General features: G+C 42.0%; 10 protein-coding genes. 9 read left to right on the forward strand and 1 reads right to left on the reverse strand.

What is annotated here, in order from left to right; genetic code table 11:
* The first annotated feature begins 38 nt into the window (after positions 1-38).
* From AACM45_RS13115 to AACM45_RS13150, 8 genes are all read left to right on the forward strand, one after another.
* The gene (locus AACM45_RS13115) at positions 39-1,151 is read left to right on the forward strand and encodes a glycosyltransferase family 4 protein (protein WP_339143246.1); all 1,113 of its coding nucleotides are present in this window, start codon (positions 39-41) and stop codon (positions 1,149-1,151) included.
* Positions 1,152-2,228: a glycosyltransferase gene (locus AACM45_RS13120; protein WP_339143248.1), complete on the forward strand. Its 1,077-nt coding sequence runs from the start codon at positions 1,152-1,154 to the stop codon at positions 2,226-2,228.
* A complete protein-coding gene (locus AACM45_RS13125) occupies positions 2,221-2,994 on the forward strand; it encodes a glycosyltransferase family 2 protein (protein ID WP_339143249.1) in 774 nt (257 codons plus the stop codon). Before AACM45_RS13120 ends, AACM45_RS13125 begins: the two co-directional genes overlap by 8 nt.
* Positions 2,994-3,560 (forward strand): L-threonylcarbamoyladenylate synthase, encoded by a 567-nt coding sequence (locus AACM45_RS13130; RefSeq protein WP_339143250.1) that lies wholly within the window; start codon positions 2,994-2,996, stop codon positions 3,558-3,560. Before AACM45_RS13125 ends, AACM45_RS13130 begins: the two co-directional genes overlap by 1 nt.
* A 21-nt stretch (positions 3,561-3,581) precedes the next feature.
* Positions 3,582-5,003, forward strand: a complete 1,422-nt coding sequence (locus AACM45_RS13135; RefSeq protein WP_339143251.1) for a CCA tRNA nucleotidyltransferase — start codon at positions 3,582-3,584, stop codon at positions 5,001-5,003.
* The gene (locus tag AACM45_RS13140; protein WP_339143252.1) at positions 5,000-6,031 is read left to right on the forward strand and encodes a COX15/CtaA family protein; all 1,032 of its coding nucleotides are present in this window, start codon (positions 5,000-5,002) and stop codon (positions 6,029-6,031) included. Before AACM45_RS13135 ends, AACM45_RS13140 begins: the two co-directional genes overlap by 4 nt.
* A 27-nt stretch (positions 6,032-6,058) precedes the next feature.
* Positions 6,059-6,553 carry an IS1096 element passenger TnpR family protein gene (locus tag AACM45_RS13145; protein WP_339143253.1) on the forward strand — a complete coding sequence of 165 codons (495 nt, stop codon included), beginning with the start codon at positions 6,059-6,061 and terminating at the stop codon, positions 6,551-6,553.
* A gap of 77 nt (positions 6,554-6,630) precedes the next feature.
* Positions 6,631-7,689 (forward strand): nucleoid-associated protein, encoded by a 1,059-nt coding sequence (locus tag AACM45_RS13150; protein WP_339143254.1) that lies wholly within the window; start codon positions 6,631-6,633, stop codon positions 7,687-7,689.
* An 81-nt stretch (positions 7,690-7,770) separates the two neighbouring features.
* On the opposite strand, the gene AACM45_RS13155 is transcribed toward AACM45_RS13150, so the two are convergent.
* The gene (locus AACM45_RS13155; RefSeq protein WP_339143255.1) at positions 7,771-8,853 is read right to left on the reverse strand and encodes a hypothetical protein; all 1,083 of its coding nucleotides are present in this window, start codon (positions 8,851-8,853) and stop codon (positions 7,771-7,773) included.
* 262 nt (positions 8,854-9,115) lie between these two features.
* On the opposite strand from AACM45_RS13155, the gene AACM45_RS13160 reads away from it, so the two are divergent.
* Positions 9,116-21,655, forward strand: a complete 12,540-nt coding sequence (locus tag AACM45_RS13160; protein ID WP_339143257.1) for a T9SS type B sorting domain-containing protein — start codon at positions 9,116-9,118, stop codon at positions 21,653-21,655.
* Positions 21,656-21,742 lie beyond the last annotated feature (87 nt).

The following is a 21,742-nucleotide window of genomic DNA, read 5'->3' on the forward strand; positions in this document are numbered from 1 at the left end:
ATATCAAACTATAAGAAATAATATGTAGTTTTATCACCATGAGAATCGGCTACGACGCAAAACGGATTTTTCACAACAACACGGGACTTGGAAATTACGGACGTGACATTGTTAGAATCTTAAACACGCAGTCTTTAGTAGAACACTTTTTTTTGTTCAACACCAAAAAATCACATTACGAAGAACAAATACCTCTAGAAAAAGCCACCATAGTATATCCTAAGGGCTTGTTCTGGAAAACGTTTCCTTCGCTGTGGCGCTTAATCGGGCAATGGAAACAGATAAACTCTTCAAACGTAGATTGGTACCACGGGCTTTCTGGTGAAATACCCATACAACTCAAAAAAAACTACGTGCCGAAAATTGTCACCATCCATGATTTAATTTTTTTAAGTCATCCTAAATATTACAATTTTTTCGATCGTATTATATACAAACTAAAATTTCAATATGCGGTAAGTGTCGCAGATCATATTATCGCGATAAGCGAACAGACCAAAGCGGACATCATCAAATTCTTGAATGTTGATGCCAAAAAAATCACCGTGATACATCAAGGTTGTAACAAGGCTTTTAAGCTAGAATACAACGAGGTCGAAAAAAGAGCGATTCAAAAAAAATTTCAACTGCCAGAACACTATGTGCTCAATGTTGGAACGATACAAGAACGCAAAAATGCCTTGTCATTGGTGAAAGCAATACACAGAACAACTTTTCATCTGGTTCTGGTTGGTCAAGAAAAAAGCTATGCGAGAAAAATACACGACTATATCGCTGAAAATAACCTGAAACATCAAGTAAGCTTTATTAAAAACATCAGTTCAACAGAGCTAGCTATACTTTACCAAAATGCCACGGTTTTCTGCTATCCTTCTTTTTGTGAGGGTTTCGGAATCCCAATTATTGAAGCTTTGTACAGTAAGCTACCCGTAATCACGACACAGAACGGATGTTTTCCTGAAGCTGCCGGACCAGACGCCATCTATATTGACCCAAACGATATCGATCAGATTAGGGTGGAAATCACCAAACTTTTTGAAAATCAAGGGATGCGTGACGAAATGGCTGAGAAAGGATACCGTTATGTTCAAAGATTTTCTGATGAAAATGTGGCGAACAACTTACTTCAACTTTATAAATCCATAGCTTAAATGGGGCAGATTTGTTTCTTTAACACTGCCAAAGCTTGGGGCGGTGGAGAAAAATGGCACTTTGAAATAAGCAACTATCTCTATGAAAAGGGACATGATGTTTTTGTAATCGCACATAAGGAAAGTGAGCTTTTAAAACGTCTTATGAAAGCGAAAATACCATGTAAAGGTATCGCTATAAGCAACCTTAGTTTTTTGAATCCTTTCAAGTATTTCAATCTGATTTCCTTTTTCAGAAAATCCAATATTGATACCATAGTAATGAACCTTTCCCGCGATGTTAAAATTGCAGGGCCTTCGGCCCAAAAATCTGGGGTAAAGAGAATTATTTATCGAAGGGGGAGTGCCATTCCCATCAAAAACACGCTATTGAACAGGTACTATTTCAAACATATCGTTACCGAAATATTGGCCAATTCGTTTGCTACCAAAAATACCGTTACGCAAAATAATGACACCCTATTTCCAAAGGAAAAAATAACGGTAATTTATAATGGTATACATACCCAGTCTATTACTGATATCGATGTGCGGAAAGAAAACAAGGATTTTACCATTATTAACCTCGGACGATTGGAATATCAAAAAAATCAAAAATTCTTGATTCATTTGGCTGCCCTTCTCAAAGAAAGAAAAATTCCCTTCAAACTTATTATTGGTGGTGAAGGTAGTTTGCGAAAAGAATTGGAAAAACTGATTGTGGAGCTAAATGTTCAGGGCCATGTATCCCTTGAAGGGTTTATTGAGAGACCTTTAGAGTTCATCAACCGTGCCGACGTATTTGTACTGCCCTCATTTTGGGAAGGTTTTGGGTACGTTTTGGCCGAAGCTGCGCTATGTCATAAGCCAATCGTTGCTTTTGATGTAAGCAGTAATCCTGAATTGATTTTAGATGATACTACGGGGTATTTGGTTGAGGTGAATGATCTCAACGCCTTTGCCGACAAGATCATCGGTTTATACCAAGATCACGAATTACGAAAAAGGATGGGTGAGAAAGGCCACGTCCATATCAAAACTAATTTCGACAAAGATGTACAGCTAAAAAAAATAGAAGACTATTTGGTATATGGATAAAGCAAAGACAAAAATATCGGCTTTATTGATAACCTTTAATGAAGAGGATAATATCGAAGCTGTATTGGATAACATCAACTTCGCTGATGAAATTATTGTGGTAGATTCTTTTAGCACCGATAATACGGTCACCCTTATCAAAAAACATCCGCATGTAAAATTGATCCAAAGGGAGTTCACCAATTATACCGATCAAAAGAAATTTACCATGGAACAGGCCACACATGATTGGATCTTATTTTTGGATGCCGATGAACGGATTACACCGGGATTGAAAGAGGAGATATTGGAAGTTACCCAGAACGATGCCTCGGCATCCGCTTATTATTTTCTAAGAACCTTTATGTTCAAAAAAGAAATACTGCGTTTTAGTGGATGGCAAAGCGATAAAAATTACCGGCTTTTCAAAAAAAGCAAGGTTCATTTTACCGAAGATCGGATCGTACATGAAACCTTGGTGGTTGATGGACAATCACTGACCTTAAAAAACAAACTACTCCATTACTCCTTCAAAAATCACCACGATTACAAAGGCAAAATGTTTAAATATGGAAGGATGAAGGCACAGGAAGAATTTCTTAAGGGTAAAAAAGCAAGATGGTATCATTTTATTTTTCGACCGACCTATAAATTCTTAAATCACTATGTAATGAGATTGGGCTTTTTAGATGGTAAAAAGGGTATTACCATTTGCTATCTAAATGCCTTAGGGGTATTGGAACGTTATCGAGAACTCAAACGCCTTCACAATCAAAAAAGCCATTAATGGGTATTTTTAATGAAGAAATCGACCGCTGTATCAATATTTTTGAGAAAGGTGGATTGGTACTTTACCCCACATATGCGACTTGGGCAATCGGTTGCGACGCCACCGATGAACAGGCCATTTCTAAAGTACTCGATCTAAATACAGCGCTTGACAACGAACCCTTGACTTCGTTGGTTGCAAGTCAGGCGATGTTAGAGCGATATGTAACATCACTGCCCGAAGTGGCTTATGATATCTTGGATTTTTCTGAAAAACCGGTAACCCTCATACTCGACAATCCGAAAGGAATCGCTGCAAATCTCATCAATAATAATACTGCCCAGTTCAGTGTGGCCAGAACCAAATTCTGTCAATACCTTATCAATAAATATAAAAAACCGTTGGTTGCCAAAAGTATATCCATTGGCACGCCAACTACACACAAAAAATTCCAAGCAATTCCATCCCAAATTTCACAAAGCGTTGACTATGTGGTAAATTTGCAACCTGAAAAAGAAAACACTTCACTTTCGTCAATTATCAAATTAGGAAATGACGGAACGGTTAAAGTAATTCGTGAATAACAAACAAAATGTTCTTTTTGAATGGATAACCAAAAAGCATTGGAAAACCCGATTTTCAAGATGATTGGCTCATGTGCAGATAACCTGGGTTTAAATACTTATGTTATCGGTGGGTTTGTTAGGGACTTTTTACTGAACCGTGAAGCACCTACCGATATCGACATCGTAACCATCGGCAGTGGTATCGAACTTGCAAAAAAAGTTGCAAATCGGCTAAAAGGAAATCCAAAAGTTACCGTGTTTAAAAACTTCGGTACCGCTATGCTTAAACATGAAGGGCTTGAATTGGAATTTGTTGGTGCCAGAAAAGAAAGCTATCAGAGGGATAGTCGAAAACCGATTGTCGAAAATGGCACCCTTGAAGATGATCAGAACAGAAGGGATTTTACCATTAATGCCATGGCCTTTAGGCTTAACGAAGATGGTTATGGCACCTTAATAGATCCTTTTAATGGTTTGAAAGACCTTCAAAATAAAACTATCAGAACACCTCTTGAACCTGAAGTCACCTATTCTGATGATCCTTTGAGAATGATGCGTGCCGTACGTTTTGCCACCCAGCTGAACTTTGAAATTGAATCAGATTCCCTAAATGCGATCCGCACCAATAAAGAGCGGATCAACATCATATCAAAAGAACGGATTGTTGATGAACTAAATAAAATCATGTTATCTGAAAAACCATCGATTGGGTTTGCTTTGTTGCACAAAATCGAGTTGTTACCAATGATTCTTCCTGAACTTACTGCTTTACAAGGCATTGATGAAGTCGAAGGCCAACGGCATAAAGATAACTTTTGGCACACCCTTGAGGTCGTCGACAATATTTCCAAAAAAACCGATAAGCTTTGGTTGCGGTGGGCGGCCTTATTGCATGATATAGGTAAAGCACCGACGAAGCGGTTCGACAAAAAAATTGGTTGGACCTTTCATGCCCATGAGTTTGTCGGATCAAAAATGGTTTACAAACTATTTAAACGCCTACGCATGCCATTGAATGACAAAATGAAGTTTGTTCAAAAGCTGGTGCTGATGAGCTCACGCCCTATCATACTTTCAGAAGACCATGTGACGGATTCAGCCGTAAGAAGGTTGATTTTTGATGCTGGGGAATATGTTGAAGATTTAATGACCCTTTGCGAGGCTGACATCACCACGAAAAATCCGAAAAAGCAAAAGCGTTATCTCAAAAATTTTCAAATAGTTAGACAAAAAATCATCGAGGTAGAAGAACGAGATCGTATTCGCAATTTTCAACCACCGGTCTCAGGGGAAGAAATCATGAAGGCATTTGACTTAAGGCCCTCAAAGGAAATAGGTATAATCAAGGAAACCATTAAAGAAGCTATTCTTGCAGGCGATATCCCCAATGACCATGAAGCGGCTTACAAATTAATGTTGGAAAAAGGAAAGAAAATTGGATTAACGCCCACTGTGAAATGAATAAAAAATTTATCGCCCTTGCGAAAACGACATTGGTATTGGTCTATTTGGTAATCGTGGCAGGTGCCGTAGTTCGTATGACCGGCAGTGGCATGGGATGCCCAGATTGGCCGAAGTGTTTTGGTTATTACATACCGCCTACAAATGTCGAGACGCTACAGTGGCAACCGAACAGAGCATTTGAAAAGGGGCAGGTCATTATGATGAATGAAGGTTTACTGGTCGCAAAATCTGATTTCACCACAAACGACGCTTTTGAACCAACCGCATGGGTGGCATACACGAAACATGATTATGCCAAGTTTAACGTCTGGCATACTTGGATCGAATATATCAACCGCCTTTTAGGGGCCCTTGCAGGCCTTGCCACATTGGTTTTAGCATTTTTTTCCCTAAGACTTTGGCAACAGAACAGACTGGTGACCATTTTTTCTTGGCTTGTGGTAGTAGGAATGGCCTTTCAAGCTTGGCTAGGGGCCACAGTGGTCTACTCTGTTTTAGCTCCAGTGCGTATTACACTGCATATGCTTATGGCGCTAGTGATCGTTGCCCTATTGCTTTACATTATTTTTCAAACAGTGCCAGCAAGCACAAGAAAGCCTTCAAAGACAATAGTGGGCCTTTTTATGGCGACCATAGTGTTGACATTGATTCAAATTATATTGGGCACCCAAGTGCGGCAATTCGTTGACGAACAAATAAAGGTTTATGGTGAAACATCAAAAGAACTTTGGTTATTGAACCCAACGGTAAAATTTTATATTCATCGATCGATGTCCATTGTGGTTCTTATATTAAATGGCTATCTATTTCTAACCTTGAGAAAGTCGAAATACGAATTGACCAAGATGAATTGGGTAATGTTGATGCTGGGTTTAGAGATTTTTACAGGTATAGCTATGTATTATTTCGATTTTCCGTTTGCAAGCCAACCTTTGCACCTTGTTTTGGCCAGTATTCTTTTTGGAATTCAATTTTATCTGCTTTTAGAAGTATCCCTACAGAACAAACGGCTTAATTCTTTGTAACTTTACCCCCATTCAATTTTTTTGGAGATGATATATAAAATCAGAATAATTCTTGATGCCGAAGAAGATATTTTTAGGGATTTGGAAATTGAAAATTCCGATTCACTTGAAGAATTCCACAATGCCTTAACACAAGCTTTTGGCTTTATGGGAAATGAAATGGCCTCATTTTACACTTGTGACCAAGAATGGAACCAAGATGAGGAAATTGCGCTTTTTGATATGGGCGAAAACGGTTCAGACGTAAGATTGATGAATGAAACCGTACTTGAGGATGTGCTATCTGAAAAATCCCCGAAAATGATTTACGTTTATGACTTTTTCAATATGTGGACATTCTTTGTCGAACTTGCGGATATTGTTGAAAAAGAGGATGGCAGAACGTACCCAAATGTACTCTTCAGTTTTGGGGAATTACCCGATTCACCGCCAGAAAAAAAGTTCGAATCCAAGCCATCAATAGACTTTGATGATTCCTTCGGCAGCTATGATGATCTTGATTTTGATGAAAATTGGAATTGATTATTCAAAAAAAATAGTGCGTAGTGCAAAAATGAGAAACCTCACTTAACCTTAAACCTTTAACCCTTAAACAGAAAATGTTAAACTTATATTCTGCCCAAATAGAAAGTATCTCATTACATCGCGTCGGCAATAAAAATAAAAATGAGGCTGTTTTTCTATCTGCTGAGCCCTTTAGTTTAAATGATGAAATGGCCGGGTTGTTGAAAGAATATTTTTTCAAGCCCTTTCGCGAAAAAGAAGAGAACTACTTTAAGTTTTCTAATGAGGTAGATGTAGCGTTTAATGAAGTATATAAGTCCGTAACGGAAATTTTTAGTGATGCTTCGAAAGCCCATACTGCTTCAAAAACAATCGCGACCCACCTCTATGACCAATCAAATCACCCCCATATCAAAAGTGGGGAAGTCTATGTGGTCCATTTTTCAGACATGGTCATAGATAACAAAAAGACAGATGCAATCGGAATCTTTAAAAGTGAATTGAAACACGACTTTTTGCAGTTTGAAGAGAAACATCAAAATCTTGATATTGTTATACAACAAGGCATCAATGTCAATAAACTGGATAAGGGCTGTGTTGTTTTCAACGTAGACGAAGAAGAAGGTTATAAAGTACTTTCGGTTGATAGCAATCGATATGATGCCAAATATTGGTTGGAAAATTTCTTGGGATTGGAACCACTGACCGATGAAAATTTTTACACCAAAAACTATTTGAAATTTTGCCAGAACTTTGCTAAAGACGTTGTTCTACCCGCAGAAGACAAACAACAAGAAGTATTGTTTATGAACAGGGCGGTAAATCATTTTGCTAAAAATGACGCTTTTGAAGAAAGTGGCTTTTTGAACGAGGTCATGGAAAATCCGGAGCTGATTCCCGAATTTAAGCATTACAAAGTCGAGAAAGGTCCAAAATATAGTATCGAGGATGTTTCCAATTTTGATATCGCGAACAAAGCGGTTTCAGAGGCCCGAAAAAAGATAAAAAATGTCATCAATCTTGATACCAATATCCAAATTAAAATGGATTTCATCAATCCGGAATCCGCTGAGAAATTTGTGGAAAAAGGTTGGGACGAAGAGCGTCAAATGTATTATTACCTCGTATATTTTAACAAAGAACAGAAGAGTTGATGGCCGATATTCTTTGTTGCAATTAGAAATTTTTATGGTTTTGATTGCTCTTTTTTACCAGAAATAAGGCACATAACGAAACTACAATTTGATATTGTTTTCAATAATCTGTTTCATGCTGACATCCTCGTAGTTTCGTTTGACAAAGTTGAGTGCCAAATCCAATATTTCACCCATGGTGCGGCACTTTTTGAAATTAGCATCCAAGGTCAATTCATAAATCTGACCTGCCAGTATTTGAATGTTTTCTTTATTTGAAATGATATCCGTTTTGCAAATACTCCTTAACCTTTTTATACGGTTACCTGAGCTTAGAATTCTCTTGGCGACTATGGAGCGTTCTTCTAATTTATATTGATCGACTGAATCACCCAATAGTTTATTTCTTACCAATTCGACCATTTGATAATTTTCCTTGAAAAATTGTGGTCGATACACCTTTAATTTTCCTTCAAAACACTGTTGATCGAAATCTATGGCCCTAATTCGATAAACGACATGATCAAAATCATGTACCGGAACGATAACATAGTTATAAGAACGCATGTCACCCAACAGTCGAATCATACATCTTTCATTGAACTTTACAAATTCTTTGGCCAATTGTGCCTTTTCAGGTTCTGAGCATTTCGGAAGCATATTCTTGATAAACTCATCACCCGGTATACCTGCAATATGTTCTTCTATCAAGGTATCTTTGTAGACCAAAAAATTCAGGTTGTATGGAGATAACATATGCTCAAGCTCCAATCCATAAATACGTGAGGCATCCGTTCTTTTTACGTAGAAATAGGTAAAGTTATCATTAAGGATATTTCGAATCTTGATCCGGAACGGTTTCGAATTTCCAAAAGTGCAAAAGTCGACGGCATCAACGTTCAAATATTGATGAATGTTATTGCTTCCATCAGAATGAAGTATGGAATATACTTTTTTAAGACTCTCGTCAATTTCCTTACGGTCATATTCTGAATAGTAGACCCTAATCCATAAGGTATCTTCGTCATTAGCATTATAAACGGTAACCGAACCCGAAAATCGGAGCAGGTCTTCATAAAATATAGGAATCTCGATTTTTCTGCTATATCGGCTTAAATATCCATCCAACTTTTCGCTTACCGGAAAGGCCGGTTTCTTCTTTGACATTAATCTTTCTTCAGACATAATTCGCTATTGATTCTTGGTAATCAGGAATGTTCCAACAAAGCATATCCTACCTTGCACACTTACAGTGTTTTCGCACAAAATAGGCGCGGTATATCCCAATGAACCTAGATTATTAAGTTCAATTCCCTTTTACAATTTACATAATTCTAAGGGTTACCAACATTCTTCAACCATTTTACAACATATTATTGCCCATCGTACAGGGTTATATTTTTTTTGAAGTTCTGTGAAATGTGGAGTTATCCCAAAAAATCAATTAATGAGCCGTAAAATTCTGTTTTTCTTTTTTGTAATAGGATTTAGTTTTTCAATAAATGCACAGTTGAGCGACCTTCATTATTTGCCACCTTTAAAACAAGGTCAAAATAATGCCGGTATTAGGGAGCAAGCAGTATACCTTTCTACACCAGAGCCTACTACCTTCACCGTAAACGTATATCGCGGCACCAATACCACACCAGTGGCCACATTTAATATTTCAAATGTGAGCCCTGCGGTTTATAGCATGAGTAATGGGGACAACAATATAATTCTGGTCAATAATGCCAATACTGGTGTTGTCTTGAATAATAGCGGGTTGCGGTTTGAATCCCCAAGCGGCAATCAGTTTTACGTCAATTATAGGGGTAACTCAAGTGCACAAGCAGCTTCTTTAACTTCAAAAGGAAGACAAGCGCTAGGGCAACGTTTTAAATGGGGTGGTGTGCCCAATTTAGGTTCACATTCTTCAAAGTCGAACACCTTGGGCATCATGGCAACCGAAGATAACACGACCATCAGACTTTATGGATATGACCCTGGTTGCGAATTCAGGGTAGGCAATAATCGGGCGGGCATTACAGCCGATACGTATACCGTAAACTTAGATGCCAATGAATCATTTGTTTTTGAAACCTATATCGGTACTGCACCGACACAAGCGCATGAAGATGGTTGGATTGGTGCGACCGTTGAATCGGATAAGGACATTGTGATCAGTAATGGATCCATAAACTTTGGTCGACAAGTAAATGCCGGTAATAGGGATGCAGGTATTGATCAACCTGTACCCGAGAATAAATTGGGTAAGGATTATGTTTTTGTTCGGGGTAATGGTAACACCAATGGATGGACGGAATTTCCTTTACTTATAGCCATAGCGGACAACACACAAATTTTTGTAAATGGTAACGCGACACCTATCGCGACTATAGACGAAGGTGATTATTACGAAGTTCCAAGTAGTTACTTTTCTTCGAATACCGTGGGTGCGAATATGTTCGTTCAGACCTCTAAAGACGTATATGCCTATCAATGTATGGCCGGTGCCAGCCAAGTATATACCCAAGGCCTGAATTTTGTCGCTCCGGTGAATTGCCTACTACCGGACGTCATGGATAACATACCTGATATTCGTAATATGGCAGGGCAAAACGTGACGGGTGGAATGACTATCATTGCTGCCGTAAATACACCGGATGCAAATATTATCGTTACCGATGGTAACGGCCCGGTAACCTTACCAGCACACGTTCCAGTAGCTGGTTCAGCAGACTGGAAGACTTTTTTCGTACCCAACCTGAATGGGAACGTAAGCGTACAATCAACAGGGCCCATGGCCGTTGGTTTTTTTGGCTACAACGGCGCTCGTGGAGTAGCAGGATACTTTTCAGGATTTGATACCGTACCCGAAGTGATTTTAGAAATTCGTGGCGGTAGCGGATGTTTCGTGGGTTCAGAAATTTTTGAGGCAACTGGTAATTTCGATGCCTACCAGTGGTTTGAAGACGGCGTCGCCATTCCAGGTGCGAATGGCCCCAGCTATGCACCCTCGGGAGCTGGTGATTTTTTTGTTCGCGGTACCAAGGGCCCATGTACTTACGACAGTAATTCGATTCGTGCACTCTATTGTGATCCCGATATCGTCATTAATAAGTCGGTCGACCGACCCGAAATTATGGAAGGTGAAACGGCCACATTTACGATTCAAGTTCGAAATCTGGGTATTGGCCCTTTGACCAACTTGCAGGTAACCGATAACATTCCAGCCGGTTTAAGTTTCGTTAGTGCCTTCACCATTGATGGTAGTTGGAGCGGTAATACATGGACCATAGGAACTTTGGATGGTGGTGAGACGGCTGAATTGGAAATCACGGTACAGGGTGATGAAATCGATACCCTACCCCTTCTCAATATAACGAATACGGCAACGCACACCCAAGACCAAACGGACACCAATATTTCTGAAGATATTCCGTCAGCAAGTGTTATCGTCCACAATGATTTTGATAACGATGGCGTGCGGGATATTACGGATTTGGATGATGATAACGACGGTATCTACGATGCTGACGAATGCGGTGGTACTATTTGTTTTGAGACCATTGTCAATGAAAGTTTTGAGAACCCCGTAATTCCAGGGGCTACTTTTAGGGTATTGAGCGAAAATGACGTACCCGGCTGGTTTACGACCGCCACTGACGGTCAAATAGAACTTTGGTCCGACAATTTCCAAGGGGTACCCGCTTTTAATGGCAATCAGTTTGCTGAGCTCAATGCGAACCAAAGTTCGGCACTGTACCAAAATCTCTGTTTGACACCCGGTACCGTAATGAACTGGTCGTTGAGACATCGTGGCCGAGAGGGTACTGATGTGATGCGCGTTAGAATCGGGGCCGATTTGGCTTCTGCCACCGAACAAGCCGTCATGAGTGATGACGATGCTGCGTGGGGCCTTTATACAGGAACGTATACGGTTCCCATGGGTCAAACCAATACCGTATTTATTTTTGAGGCGGTTTCAACGGCCGGGGGCAGCCTTTCAGTAGGTAACTTCATTGATGATATTAAAATTACCATCGCCAACGTTCCCGTTTGTGCGGACACTGATAATGATGGGCTACCTGACAATTTAGATTTAGACAGTGATGGTGATGGTTGTAGTGATGCCAATGAATTTTACAAAGATGACAATGCAGATGGTGGTGACGGTGGTGAATATGGTAGTGGAACACCCAATGTCGACCCCAACGATGGTACCGTTAATGATGCCTCTTACGTTCAAGTGCTGGCACCTGAAATCCTCTTAGGAAATACCGCCGAAGATTTGTCGGGTAATGATATCAATGGTCAGGATGTAAGCCTCGGACAAACCTTTGAATATGTGTTGCGCTTTCAAAATACAGGTGATGATGATGCCGTGAATTATACGATACGGGACATACTACCTGCCAATGTAACTTTCAATACCGTCGATGTCTCCAACGCACCTGGTGTTATCGCCACCCACGACCCCGTAACCAATGAAATCATATTTCAAGTTCCTGATGGACTGGTGGAAGTCGGTGATCCCGAATATAGCATACGCATTGAGGTCACCATAGCTTTAAATTGCTCTGATTTCGTTGCGGCCTGCTCCTCTACCCTAGAAAATTTGGCGTATTCCACCTATCAAGGTGAAACCAATTCCGCAACATTTACCGATGAGAATGGTTCAACCTCGATAACTGCTTGTGCCAGAACACCTGAAGTTGCAAGCAATTCCATTTTAAACGACTTGACCAATTGTGATCAGGCAAGAACCGTTCAACTTTGTGGAGATGATGTACTCTTGGCCGCAGGTAGTGGCTTTACCAGTTACAATTGGGTGTTGGATACCAATGGAAATGGTCTAGTAGATGGCACTGACACCGTTTTAAATGATGGCGATCCAGATGGGGATCCCAGCACTTTTCTGGCGACCCAAATAGGGGATTACGTTGTAGAAAAGTCTGCAGGCGGTGCTTGTCCTGATTTAGTGGAAAGAATTACAGTAGAACGCTTTGGAACCACACAAACCAATCCGATAGTCGATTATTTTAATCAAGTGAATAGTGACGCCAATCCTGACAATGATATGCAGGGAGAAATCGTGACCTGCTCCATTGATGGTGATCTTTTACCAAAAATATTCTTGTGCGGTGCTACCGACGAAGCCACCATACAATTAGGTATCACCGATGCCCAAAGTATTACCTGGGAAAAGTTGGATGAGACAAGTTGCTCTGATACCGGTGATGATTGCGCCAATAAGAATGGTACCTGTACTTGGAATGCCGTCGCAACATCAGATAACTTCACACTAACCGAAAGTGGGGAATTCAGGGTGGTCATTAATTACCAAAATGGGTGTTTCAGTCGCTTCTATTTTAATGTATTTAAAAATGAATTGGATATTGACTTCACCTCATCGGATATCTTATGTAATACCCCTGGTAATATCAGGATTACCAATGTAGGTTCTGGATATGGTTTTCAATTGGTCGATGCCATGGACAACGATAATCCGATTGTACCCTATAACGCGAACAACGGCCCTAATTTCGATATTACGACAAGTGGCACCTATAAGGTTCAAATCACACAGTTGGATCCAATAACCGGTGATCCTATAACAGGAGGCTGTATTTTCGAAACGCCCGAAATTGGCATACAAGAACGAAACTTTAGTGTTGACATCAGCACAACACCAGCAGATTGTAATGATTTAGGTACGATTACGGTTCAAGCATTGAACGCGCTACCAAATTATAGTTATGAACTTCGATTAGACGATGGCAGTAATGGTGGACAAGGGTCACTTGTCAGTAATCAACCAGCTCTAAATGCGGACACCTACACGTTTATCAATGTGAACCCAGAAAATTACCTTGTCATCACACGTACCCAAGACGGGTGTTTTGATTCGCAAGAGATCACGGTGACAGAAATAGATGACCCAGAGCTAAGTGCCGTTGTTTCTGAACATATCACTTGTAACTCAGGGATTGTAACCGTGACACCAAGCAATGGACTTCCAGACCCTGATTATAATATGGCTATTTGGAGCAGGGATGGTGTGGATTTATATCCAAGTCCTCCTGACCTTTCGGACATTCCAGCGGCCAATATCCAAACAACGAATAATTTCCTATTTAGGGACGGCACAGACGCAGGCGATTATCAATTCATTGTTTTCGATAGCAGTGGATGTTATGCGATTTCAAATACAGTGACGGTTGAATTTTATGGTAGCCCAGTAATCACGGCATCCAACTCTGACATTACCTGTTCAGATTCGTCAACGGCGACACTGACGGTAGGCGTTACGGGCGGTACGGCACCTTATCAATATAGCCTTGATGGTGGGGCAACCTATCAAAATAGCAATACCTTTTTCAACCTTTCCGCAGGCATTTATACCATTACGGTCATGGACTCCAGTGGTACAAGCACGACCAATTGTGTAGAAAGCATTGACTATGAAATCGTACAACCGTTTAGGTTAACAGCCTCAGCAACCATTATTGAAGATGCCTCATGCAACCCAGCTGGTGCGTTGGTCAAAATTTTAAATCCCAACGGTGGTCAAGCCCCTTACGAATTCAGTTTTGATGGTGGTAGCTCCTTTAATACCGTAGACACCCAAAACCTATTGCCCGGCACATATCAATTGGTACTTCAAGATGCCTTGGGTTGTACCTTTGACATGGACTTAACTGTTCCGACCACGGCCACTGACCCTAGCTTTACACAAGCTGTGGCCTATGATTGTGATGGTCTAGGTACGATTACCATCAACCCTTCAAATACTACTGATTTTACATACTCGTATACCTTAAATGGAACCTTAAACACGCCTTCTGATAATAATATATTCGCAGATGTCACCGATGGTACACAGACGGTAACCGTAGGCTACTCTAGCAGCATTACACCCGAACAAAGCACCCTGTTCAATGAGAATTTTGGAGCAGGACCAACGACCCAAATCGGGGAAATAGGAGCGGGTTACTGCTATGAACCACAAGATGGTTCGGCAACCGCATGTAACTTGGGGCCTGCGGGAATATTAGTTGATGGCGAATATGCCGTGACCAATTTTGTAACGAATCCGATACCGGCCTATCGTAACCCCAACGACCATTCAGGGTTGACGGATGGGCGATTTTTAGCGATAAACCCCAGTAACAACTTGGTAGGCAGTAATAGTGTCATATGGGCAAGAAGGGGTCTAGAGGTACTACCGAACCGGGATATCACCATTACATTCTTTGCCTACAACCTACGTCAGACAGGTTCAGCAGGCAATAATCCCGAAATTGAGGTTCGATTATTGGATGCAGGGGGCACACTCATCAATAGTGCCGGTACTGCAGAAATACCCAAAAATAATAATGCCGATGATTGGTATGAGCGAACGGTTACCTTCAATCCCGGTGCGAATACACAAGTTGATATCGTATTGATAAGTAGTCAACCAAGCGACGATGGCAACGAATTGATCCTTGATGATATTCAGGCCTTTCAACTACCTGAAATCTGTGAAAAAACGACCGATATCACCGTAGTAGTCGAAGATAACCAAGAGTTTACGGCCAGCCTATTGGGTATAACAGATCCCAGTTGCAACGGAAGTTCTGATGGGGCCATTCGATTTGAGGTTTCCAACTTTGATGCCGCCTCTGGTTTTGAATACTCGACTGACGGTGTAACTTGGACCACTTCTTTGACCTCACCCGTAACTACGACAAGTACGTTGGCAGATGGTAACTACACCCTACAAATACGAAAAGTAGACGATACTTCTTGTACCACTGATATTACCGCAGTACTAACAGAGCCTTCGGCCATTGTTCCCGCATTGACCCAGACCGCCGCGTATACCTGTTTCAATACTGGTGGAACCCTAGAAGCCTCTGCTTCCGGTGGAAACCCATCTTACGAATATCAACTGGAAACTACGGGAGGTGCTATTGTAACTGCTTACCAAACCACTACCCAATTTACGAATGTAACGGATGGTGATTATATTGTTCGTGTCAGAGACCAAAATGGTTGTGAAGTAGCACTTTCATTGACCGACGCGGTAACCATTGCACCGCCGGCCAATTTGACATTTAGCGTAACACCTACAGCTTGTTATTCAGGCACCAATGACGGATCTATCTTAGTCGATGTGACCTCTGGGAATGGCAATTATGAATTTAGGATAGACTCGGGCCCATGGATCACCCCTACGCCATCTACCTCGACAAGCCACACCTTTACGGGGCTTTCGGCCGGTAGCTATGCTATTGAGGTCAGGGACCAATTGGGATGCCCAACGGCCCCGAATACGCAAACGGTCATTATTAATCCACAATTGGTCGTAGATGTTGACGTAACCGAATTAAGTGCTTGTAATGATGGTTCTATTACGGTTAACGCCACGGGAGGCAATGGCACCCTATTATACGCGATTGTGCCTGCGAATACCAGTCCGACTGGTTTATTCAGCACCACCAATACCTTGACTATCGACGAAACAATGGCCGCTGCCAATCCAGGCGGTTATGACGTGTACGTACAAGATAACAACGGCAGTCCGGCCCTATGTGCCTATGTGGAAGAAGACATCATTTTAACTCCCGTACCAACATTGTCGGTTACTGCGACCCCCACAGATCCCTTATGTTTTAATGGGCTTGGTGCTATTGACATATCCGTTTCAGGGGGTACGGCACCATATACCTATACTTTGACCGACCTCTCACCCGGCGACGGTATTGACTACGGACGAAATAACACGAATATTTCAACGAATACTTTGGAATATGCCGGTATAGGTGTAGGCGATTATGAAGTCACCATTACCGATGTCAACGGATGTAATACAACTTCATCGACAGTGACCATAAACAACGCCACCGAAATAACGGCGGATATCATACCCATTTTACCTGCAGCTTGTGCAAGCACGGTAGAAAGTGATTTTGGTTTTGAGTTTATAAATGTCGGTGCCCCGTCGGGTACCATTCAATATAGTAATGATGGGGGAACCACCTGGCAAGCCTCAACGGAGCTAAGGGGTACCGTCGCCAATCCTACTTTTTCAGGTACCGAAGTATTCCCATCCATACGGGTAGAGGTGGCACCTGGGGTATTCTGTCAAAAAGATTTTGATCGGTATATCATCCCCTTCCCCCTTGATAATTTGGACATCAGCATCAGTGCCATAGTCGTAAATTGTAATGAACTACAGGTCAGGGTACAGGGTACGGCCGGTGTGGCTCCTTACGAGTATGCTCTTTCTGAAGACCCCTCGAATTTTGATCCTTTCACCGCAACTTGGCAACCTGGAGGTAACGTGGACTCTATGGGAGATCCGGTACCTGCAGGACATGGAAGGTATACCTGGACAGGTTTGACACCGGGTAGGACATATGTTTTCTATGTGCGCGATGACACCGATTGTGTGCGTCAAAGCTTGGTCAATGTAAATGATTTGATCACACCAGCACCTGTAGAGATCAGTGCTACCATTACACCGACCTGTGATGGTGCCGCAAATGGCGAAATCACTTTTACCCTAAATCCATCTACGGCTTACCCCTCGATGCGCTGGGAAATTTATGAATTAGGCAATCCAACACCTATTGAGGTCAGTGGTGGGGCCCCAATAGCTACTAATGTGGCTTATACCAATACGATAACCACGACGAATCCTTTAGCAGAGGGCGACTATTATATAGAAGTAACCCAAGTCGATGGTTCAAATGTGGACGCTTGTGTCGGGGCCAGTGAAAATGCTTATGTATCGGAATTGGCACCTTTAGCTGCTACGGCATCCGTGTCAAGGGATATTTCATGTAACCTACCCGGGCTTATCGCAATTAACGGTATTTCAGGAGGCGGTGGTGCCCCATACACGTATGATGTGACAGGCCCCGTTGGCTTCACGGCTTTAAGTGGAACAACGGATAATCCTGTGGAAATTCCCGTAAACTCCCCTGCCGGTGATTATACGGTTACCTTATATGACCAATATCACTGTTCATTTACATTGAATACCGTAACGATGGCATTGGCACCAAATCCGACACTGAGCGTAAGCCAAGACAATTGTGTCGCGCCAATAACCGTAACCGCGGTTGGTACCTCAGCTGCGGGCAATTTGCGTTATGCCATAGTAAACGCTGGCGATCCTGCCCCATCGACCTATGAGGACAATGGAGGAGTATTCTCCAATGTTACTCCGGGTACTTATGATGTATATGTCATGGACGGAAATGGGTGTATTGCAGTAGAAGCCAATTTTGTGGTCAACCCCGTGTTGACGGCAAATGCAACCCTAACAAAGTTGCTCGATTGTACCGCTTCACCGGATGCAATCATTACTATTGAAATATTAGATGGTTCGGGTAGTTATGAATATAGCATTACCAATACGGCTGGTGCTCCCGCAGTTACCCAAATGGTAGTTCCAAGTACTAATTTTGACTATCATGCACCGTTATCAGGCGATTACACCATTACTATTTATGATACCACTACGCCCAGCAATGCAAGCTGTGATAGACAATTTGTAATTAATGTACCGGACAGGGTGGTTCCCGTAATTGACCCCACTATTGTGACTTCAGACGTTTCTTGTTTGGGTGCCAATGATGGTAGCATTACAATAGCAACGACTAATGGTGCAGCAGCTCCCTATACCTTTGAAATTACGTCAAGGGATGGTGTGGCGACCAGTATTGCCCCAACAAGCACTACAGGGAACTCAGCAACATTTACGGGCCTAGGTCCTGCAGTGACCAATGGTTATATCATAACCGTGACCGGCGATGTGACCACCAATAATTGTAGCGTGGTCAGCGTACCAATTCCAATTTCGGAACCGACGGCAATTACGGTACCGACACCCACAATAGTGGAATTCGGTTGTAGCTCTGGCAATACCTCCAACAATGCCTCCATTACCGTAAATGATGTTACCCCATTTGTTCAAGGTGGAAGCGGTACCTTCATCAGATATGAGTTCATCGAGGAAGATGATCCGAATACAGGCACTGTAGAACCTTCAAACGTAGTTCAATCGGGTACGGCTACTACGTACATCGAAACGGACCCAGCCGGTGGCGTCTACACGATTAATGTATATGATGAAAACGGTTGTTTTGGTACAACAACGGCAACAATAGCGCCTTTCGATATTCTTGGTACGCCTACGATCCATATAGATGACCCTATAAGTTGTACAACTTCAGGTGAGGACATTAGTATTCACATTACCAGTAGTCTTACAAGTTTTGGAACAAACCCGACCAACTATGAGTTCAGGCAGTTGCCATCGGTGACGTATGAGCCTGCAGGGGACAACACCTTTAATAATCTGACCCCAGGCACTTATACTTTTGGGGTGCGTAATATAACAACGGGCTGTGAAGTAACCATAACCCATGTAGTGGAAGAACCCAACACCTTTGATGTCAATGTAGAAAAATTAGCTGATGTTACTTGCTTTGGAGACGATGGCAGTATTCGTTTGACTATGAATGACGTCACCTATTCCGGTAGCTTTACATGGAATATATTTAACACTAACGGCACACCAGGCGACCGTTCAGATGATGGGGCCGCGATATTGACGGGCACTTCCCCCGATTTCGGACCGACTACGCCAATAGCCGTACCCGCAGGTAATTATATTGTTGAGGTAACACAAGATGGTTTCCCTGAATGTGCCCAAATCAGAGCGTTTAGTATCACCACTCCCAGTGCCCCGATTGGTTTGGCACCAATTGATTTGACACAGGTTGGGTGTAGCAATGACCAAGGTAGCGCGGGAATTACACCGACCGGAGGCCAAGCGCCATACGATATTGTTTTGACCAATACTACCACGTCCACAGTTTTCAGTGTAACCGAGGTAAATTCAAACCTCTTTCAAGGTCTTGGCGCAGGTAGGTATGATGTTGTAATCACGGATGCCCTAGGCTGTCCCGCTACATTTTCCAATGTATTTGAATTGCTACTTCCAGATCCAATTTCAGGAAATATCGCCGCTACGACTTTGGTATGTCAAGGGGATACCGATGCCTCAGTATCCATAAGTCTGGATGCTAGGAATGTTGCAGCTTCCTATAGATACATTTTGAATAATTATGAGGATGCATCGGGCAGTAACCTCTTGCAAAGCTCAACAACGCAGACCACTACAGTATTTGATAACTTGGGAGCAGGTTTTTACAGTATCACGGTCTTGGATGATATGGACTGTACTTTCGAATCAAACATCATTGAAATTGTAGATCCCATTGAACCAAGGGGAATGCTGACCACATCAGCAAACCTAACATGCCTTTCTGGAGCGGAATTGGAACTTAGTGCCACTGGTGGAACCGGACCCTATGAATGGAGTATAGACGGCACGACTTTCAATGCAATGAACGAGACCAATAATGCAAATGCCCATCTTTTCCAGAATGTGGCCCCAGGCACTTACCAATACTTTATAAGGGATAGTTTCAACTGTATTTCAACGGTTTCCAATGAAATTACCCTGAGTCCAATTGAGCCGCTGACATTGGATATCGATAGCAGTGGTGCTTCAATTAATTGTAATGGCGATAGCACAGCGGTCATTATGGCTACCGCTGATGGTGGGCTCGGTAATTACGAATACGCCCTGTTCTCCGATTCCGGACTGGCAAACGAAGTCCGACCCTATCAAGCTACGGGCACATTCGCTGATTTGCCCATGGGTAGTTACTATGTTAATGTGCGAAGTGAGGATTGTGAAACGATCTCTACGGAAATTCTAATTGAAGAACCGACCCCATTGGTGGTCACACCGAATATAACCGATATCACTTGCAACGGTGGTGAAGATGGTAGCATCGTCCTAAATGTTTCAGGAGGAACAGGAGTGTATCAATATGCCATCTCCCCTAACCTAAACCAGTTCGATAGCAGCAATATATTTACCGAACTTGGTCCTGATAGCTATGAGGTTATCGTACAAGATAGTAATGGTTGTTTTGAACTCATTGAGTTTGAGATTACGGAACCTGAAGCACTTGAAATAGATTATACATCAACTCCAGAGATTTGTGCTGGTGATGAAGACGGAACCATTTCGTTGACAATTACCGGTGGTACGGCACCCTATCGTACCAGTTTGAACAGTAATAATGACGATGACTTTGTAGAAGGTCAAATGACATTTAACGGATTGGCAAGCGAAACCTATGTGGTTTTTGTCAAAGATGCCAACGACTGTACGACGAATCAAGTTATTGAAATCGATGCGGGTGCCAATCTAAATGCGGGTATTGAGGTAATCTATGAATGTTCAGGCGACGTGCCTGACAATAGGCTGTTGATTACCCTTGAAGACCCAACAGTAGCCAATGACGTGCTTTATGGTATCGATACTGATGACCCGGCAAATATGGTATTGGAACCTGATTTTGGGAATCTAAGTCCAGGGCAACACTATATCACCATTGCCCATGCCAATGGCTGTATCAATACGTTGGACTTCGAAATAGAGGATTTCATGCCACTTCAGCTGCTATTGGAGCAACAAAACCTCAATGAGATAACCGCCTTGGTTACAGGCGGAAGGGAAGGATACACCTACTATTTCAACGATGTTGACAATGGTGATGACAATAAGTTCTATATTACCCAAACCGATACCTATTTGGTAAGGGTGGTGGATGAGAATGGATGTGAAGCTACTGCCAGTATCTTTATGGAGTTCATTGATATCGAAATCCCGACGTTCTTCACACCTGACGGGGATTCATTGAACGATTACTGGCTGCCTAGGAATATTGACCAATATCCAAATATATTCATTAAAATATTTGATCGCTACGGACGCCAAGTATATCAATTACAGGATAATGAAGAAGGTTGGGATGGTTTATACAATGATACAAACCTGCCTACAGGGGATTACTGGTATATCATCAAATTGAACGGTGAAAATGACCAAAGGGAATTCATTGGGCATTTTACCCTATATCGATAAACTAAAAGAAACCAAAAGCAAAAGCCACTTGCAGTTCATTGCAAGTGGCTTTTGCTTTTGGGTATATTGGTCATACTACGATTATCG

Origin of the sequence: Croceitalea sp. MTPC5 (assembly GCF_036985505.1) — a bacterium.
Taxonomy (GTDB): domain Bacteria; phylum Bacteroidota; class Bacteroidia; order Flavobacteriales; family Flavobacteriaceae; genus Croceitalea.

What these genes read in the sequence shown, in the direction of transcription:
- AACM45_RS13115 (WP_339143246.1), top strand. Translation starts at nt 39, where the DNA reads ATGAGAATCGGCTACGACGCAAAACGGATTTTTCACAACAACACGGGA.
- AACM45_RS13150 (WP_339143254.1), top strand. Translation starts at nt 6,631, where the DNA reads ATGTTAAACTTATATTCTGCCCAAATAGAAAGTATCTCATTACATCGC.
- AACM45_RS13125 (WP_339143249.1), top strand. Translation starts at nt 2,221, where the DNA reads ATGGATAAAGCAAAGACAAAAATATCGGCTTTATTGATAACCTTTAAT.
- AACM45_RS13120 (WP_339143248.1), top strand. Translation starts at nt 1,152, where the DNA reads ATGGGGCAGATTTGTTTCTTTAACACTGCCAAAGCTTGGGGCGGTGGA.
- AACM45_RS13145 (WP_339143253.1), top strand. Translation starts at nt 6,059, where the DNA reads ATGATATATAAAATCAGAATAATTCTTGATGCCGAAGAAGATATTTTT.
- AACM45_RS13155 (WP_339143255.1), bottom strand. Translation starts at nt 8,853, where the DNA reads ATGTCTGAAGAAAGATTAATGTCAAAGAAGAAACCGGCCTTTCCGGTA.
- AACM45_RS13160 (WP_339143257.1), top strand. Translation starts at nt 9,116, where the DNA reads ATGAGCCGTAAAATTCTGTTTTTCTTTTTTGTAATAGGATTTAGTTTT.
- AACM45_RS13130 (WP_339143250.1), top strand. Translation starts at nt 2,994, where the DNA reads ATGGGTATTTTTAATGAAGAAATCGACCGCTGTATCAATATTTTTGAG.
- AACM45_RS13140 (WP_339143252.1), top strand. Translation starts at nt 5,000, where the DNA reads ATGAATAAAAAATTTATCGCCCTTGCGAAAACGACATTGGTATTGGTC.
- AACM45_RS13135 (WP_339143251.1), top strand. Translation starts at nt 3,582, where the DNA reads ATGGATAACCAAAAAGCATTGGAAAACCCGATTTTCAAGATGATTGGC.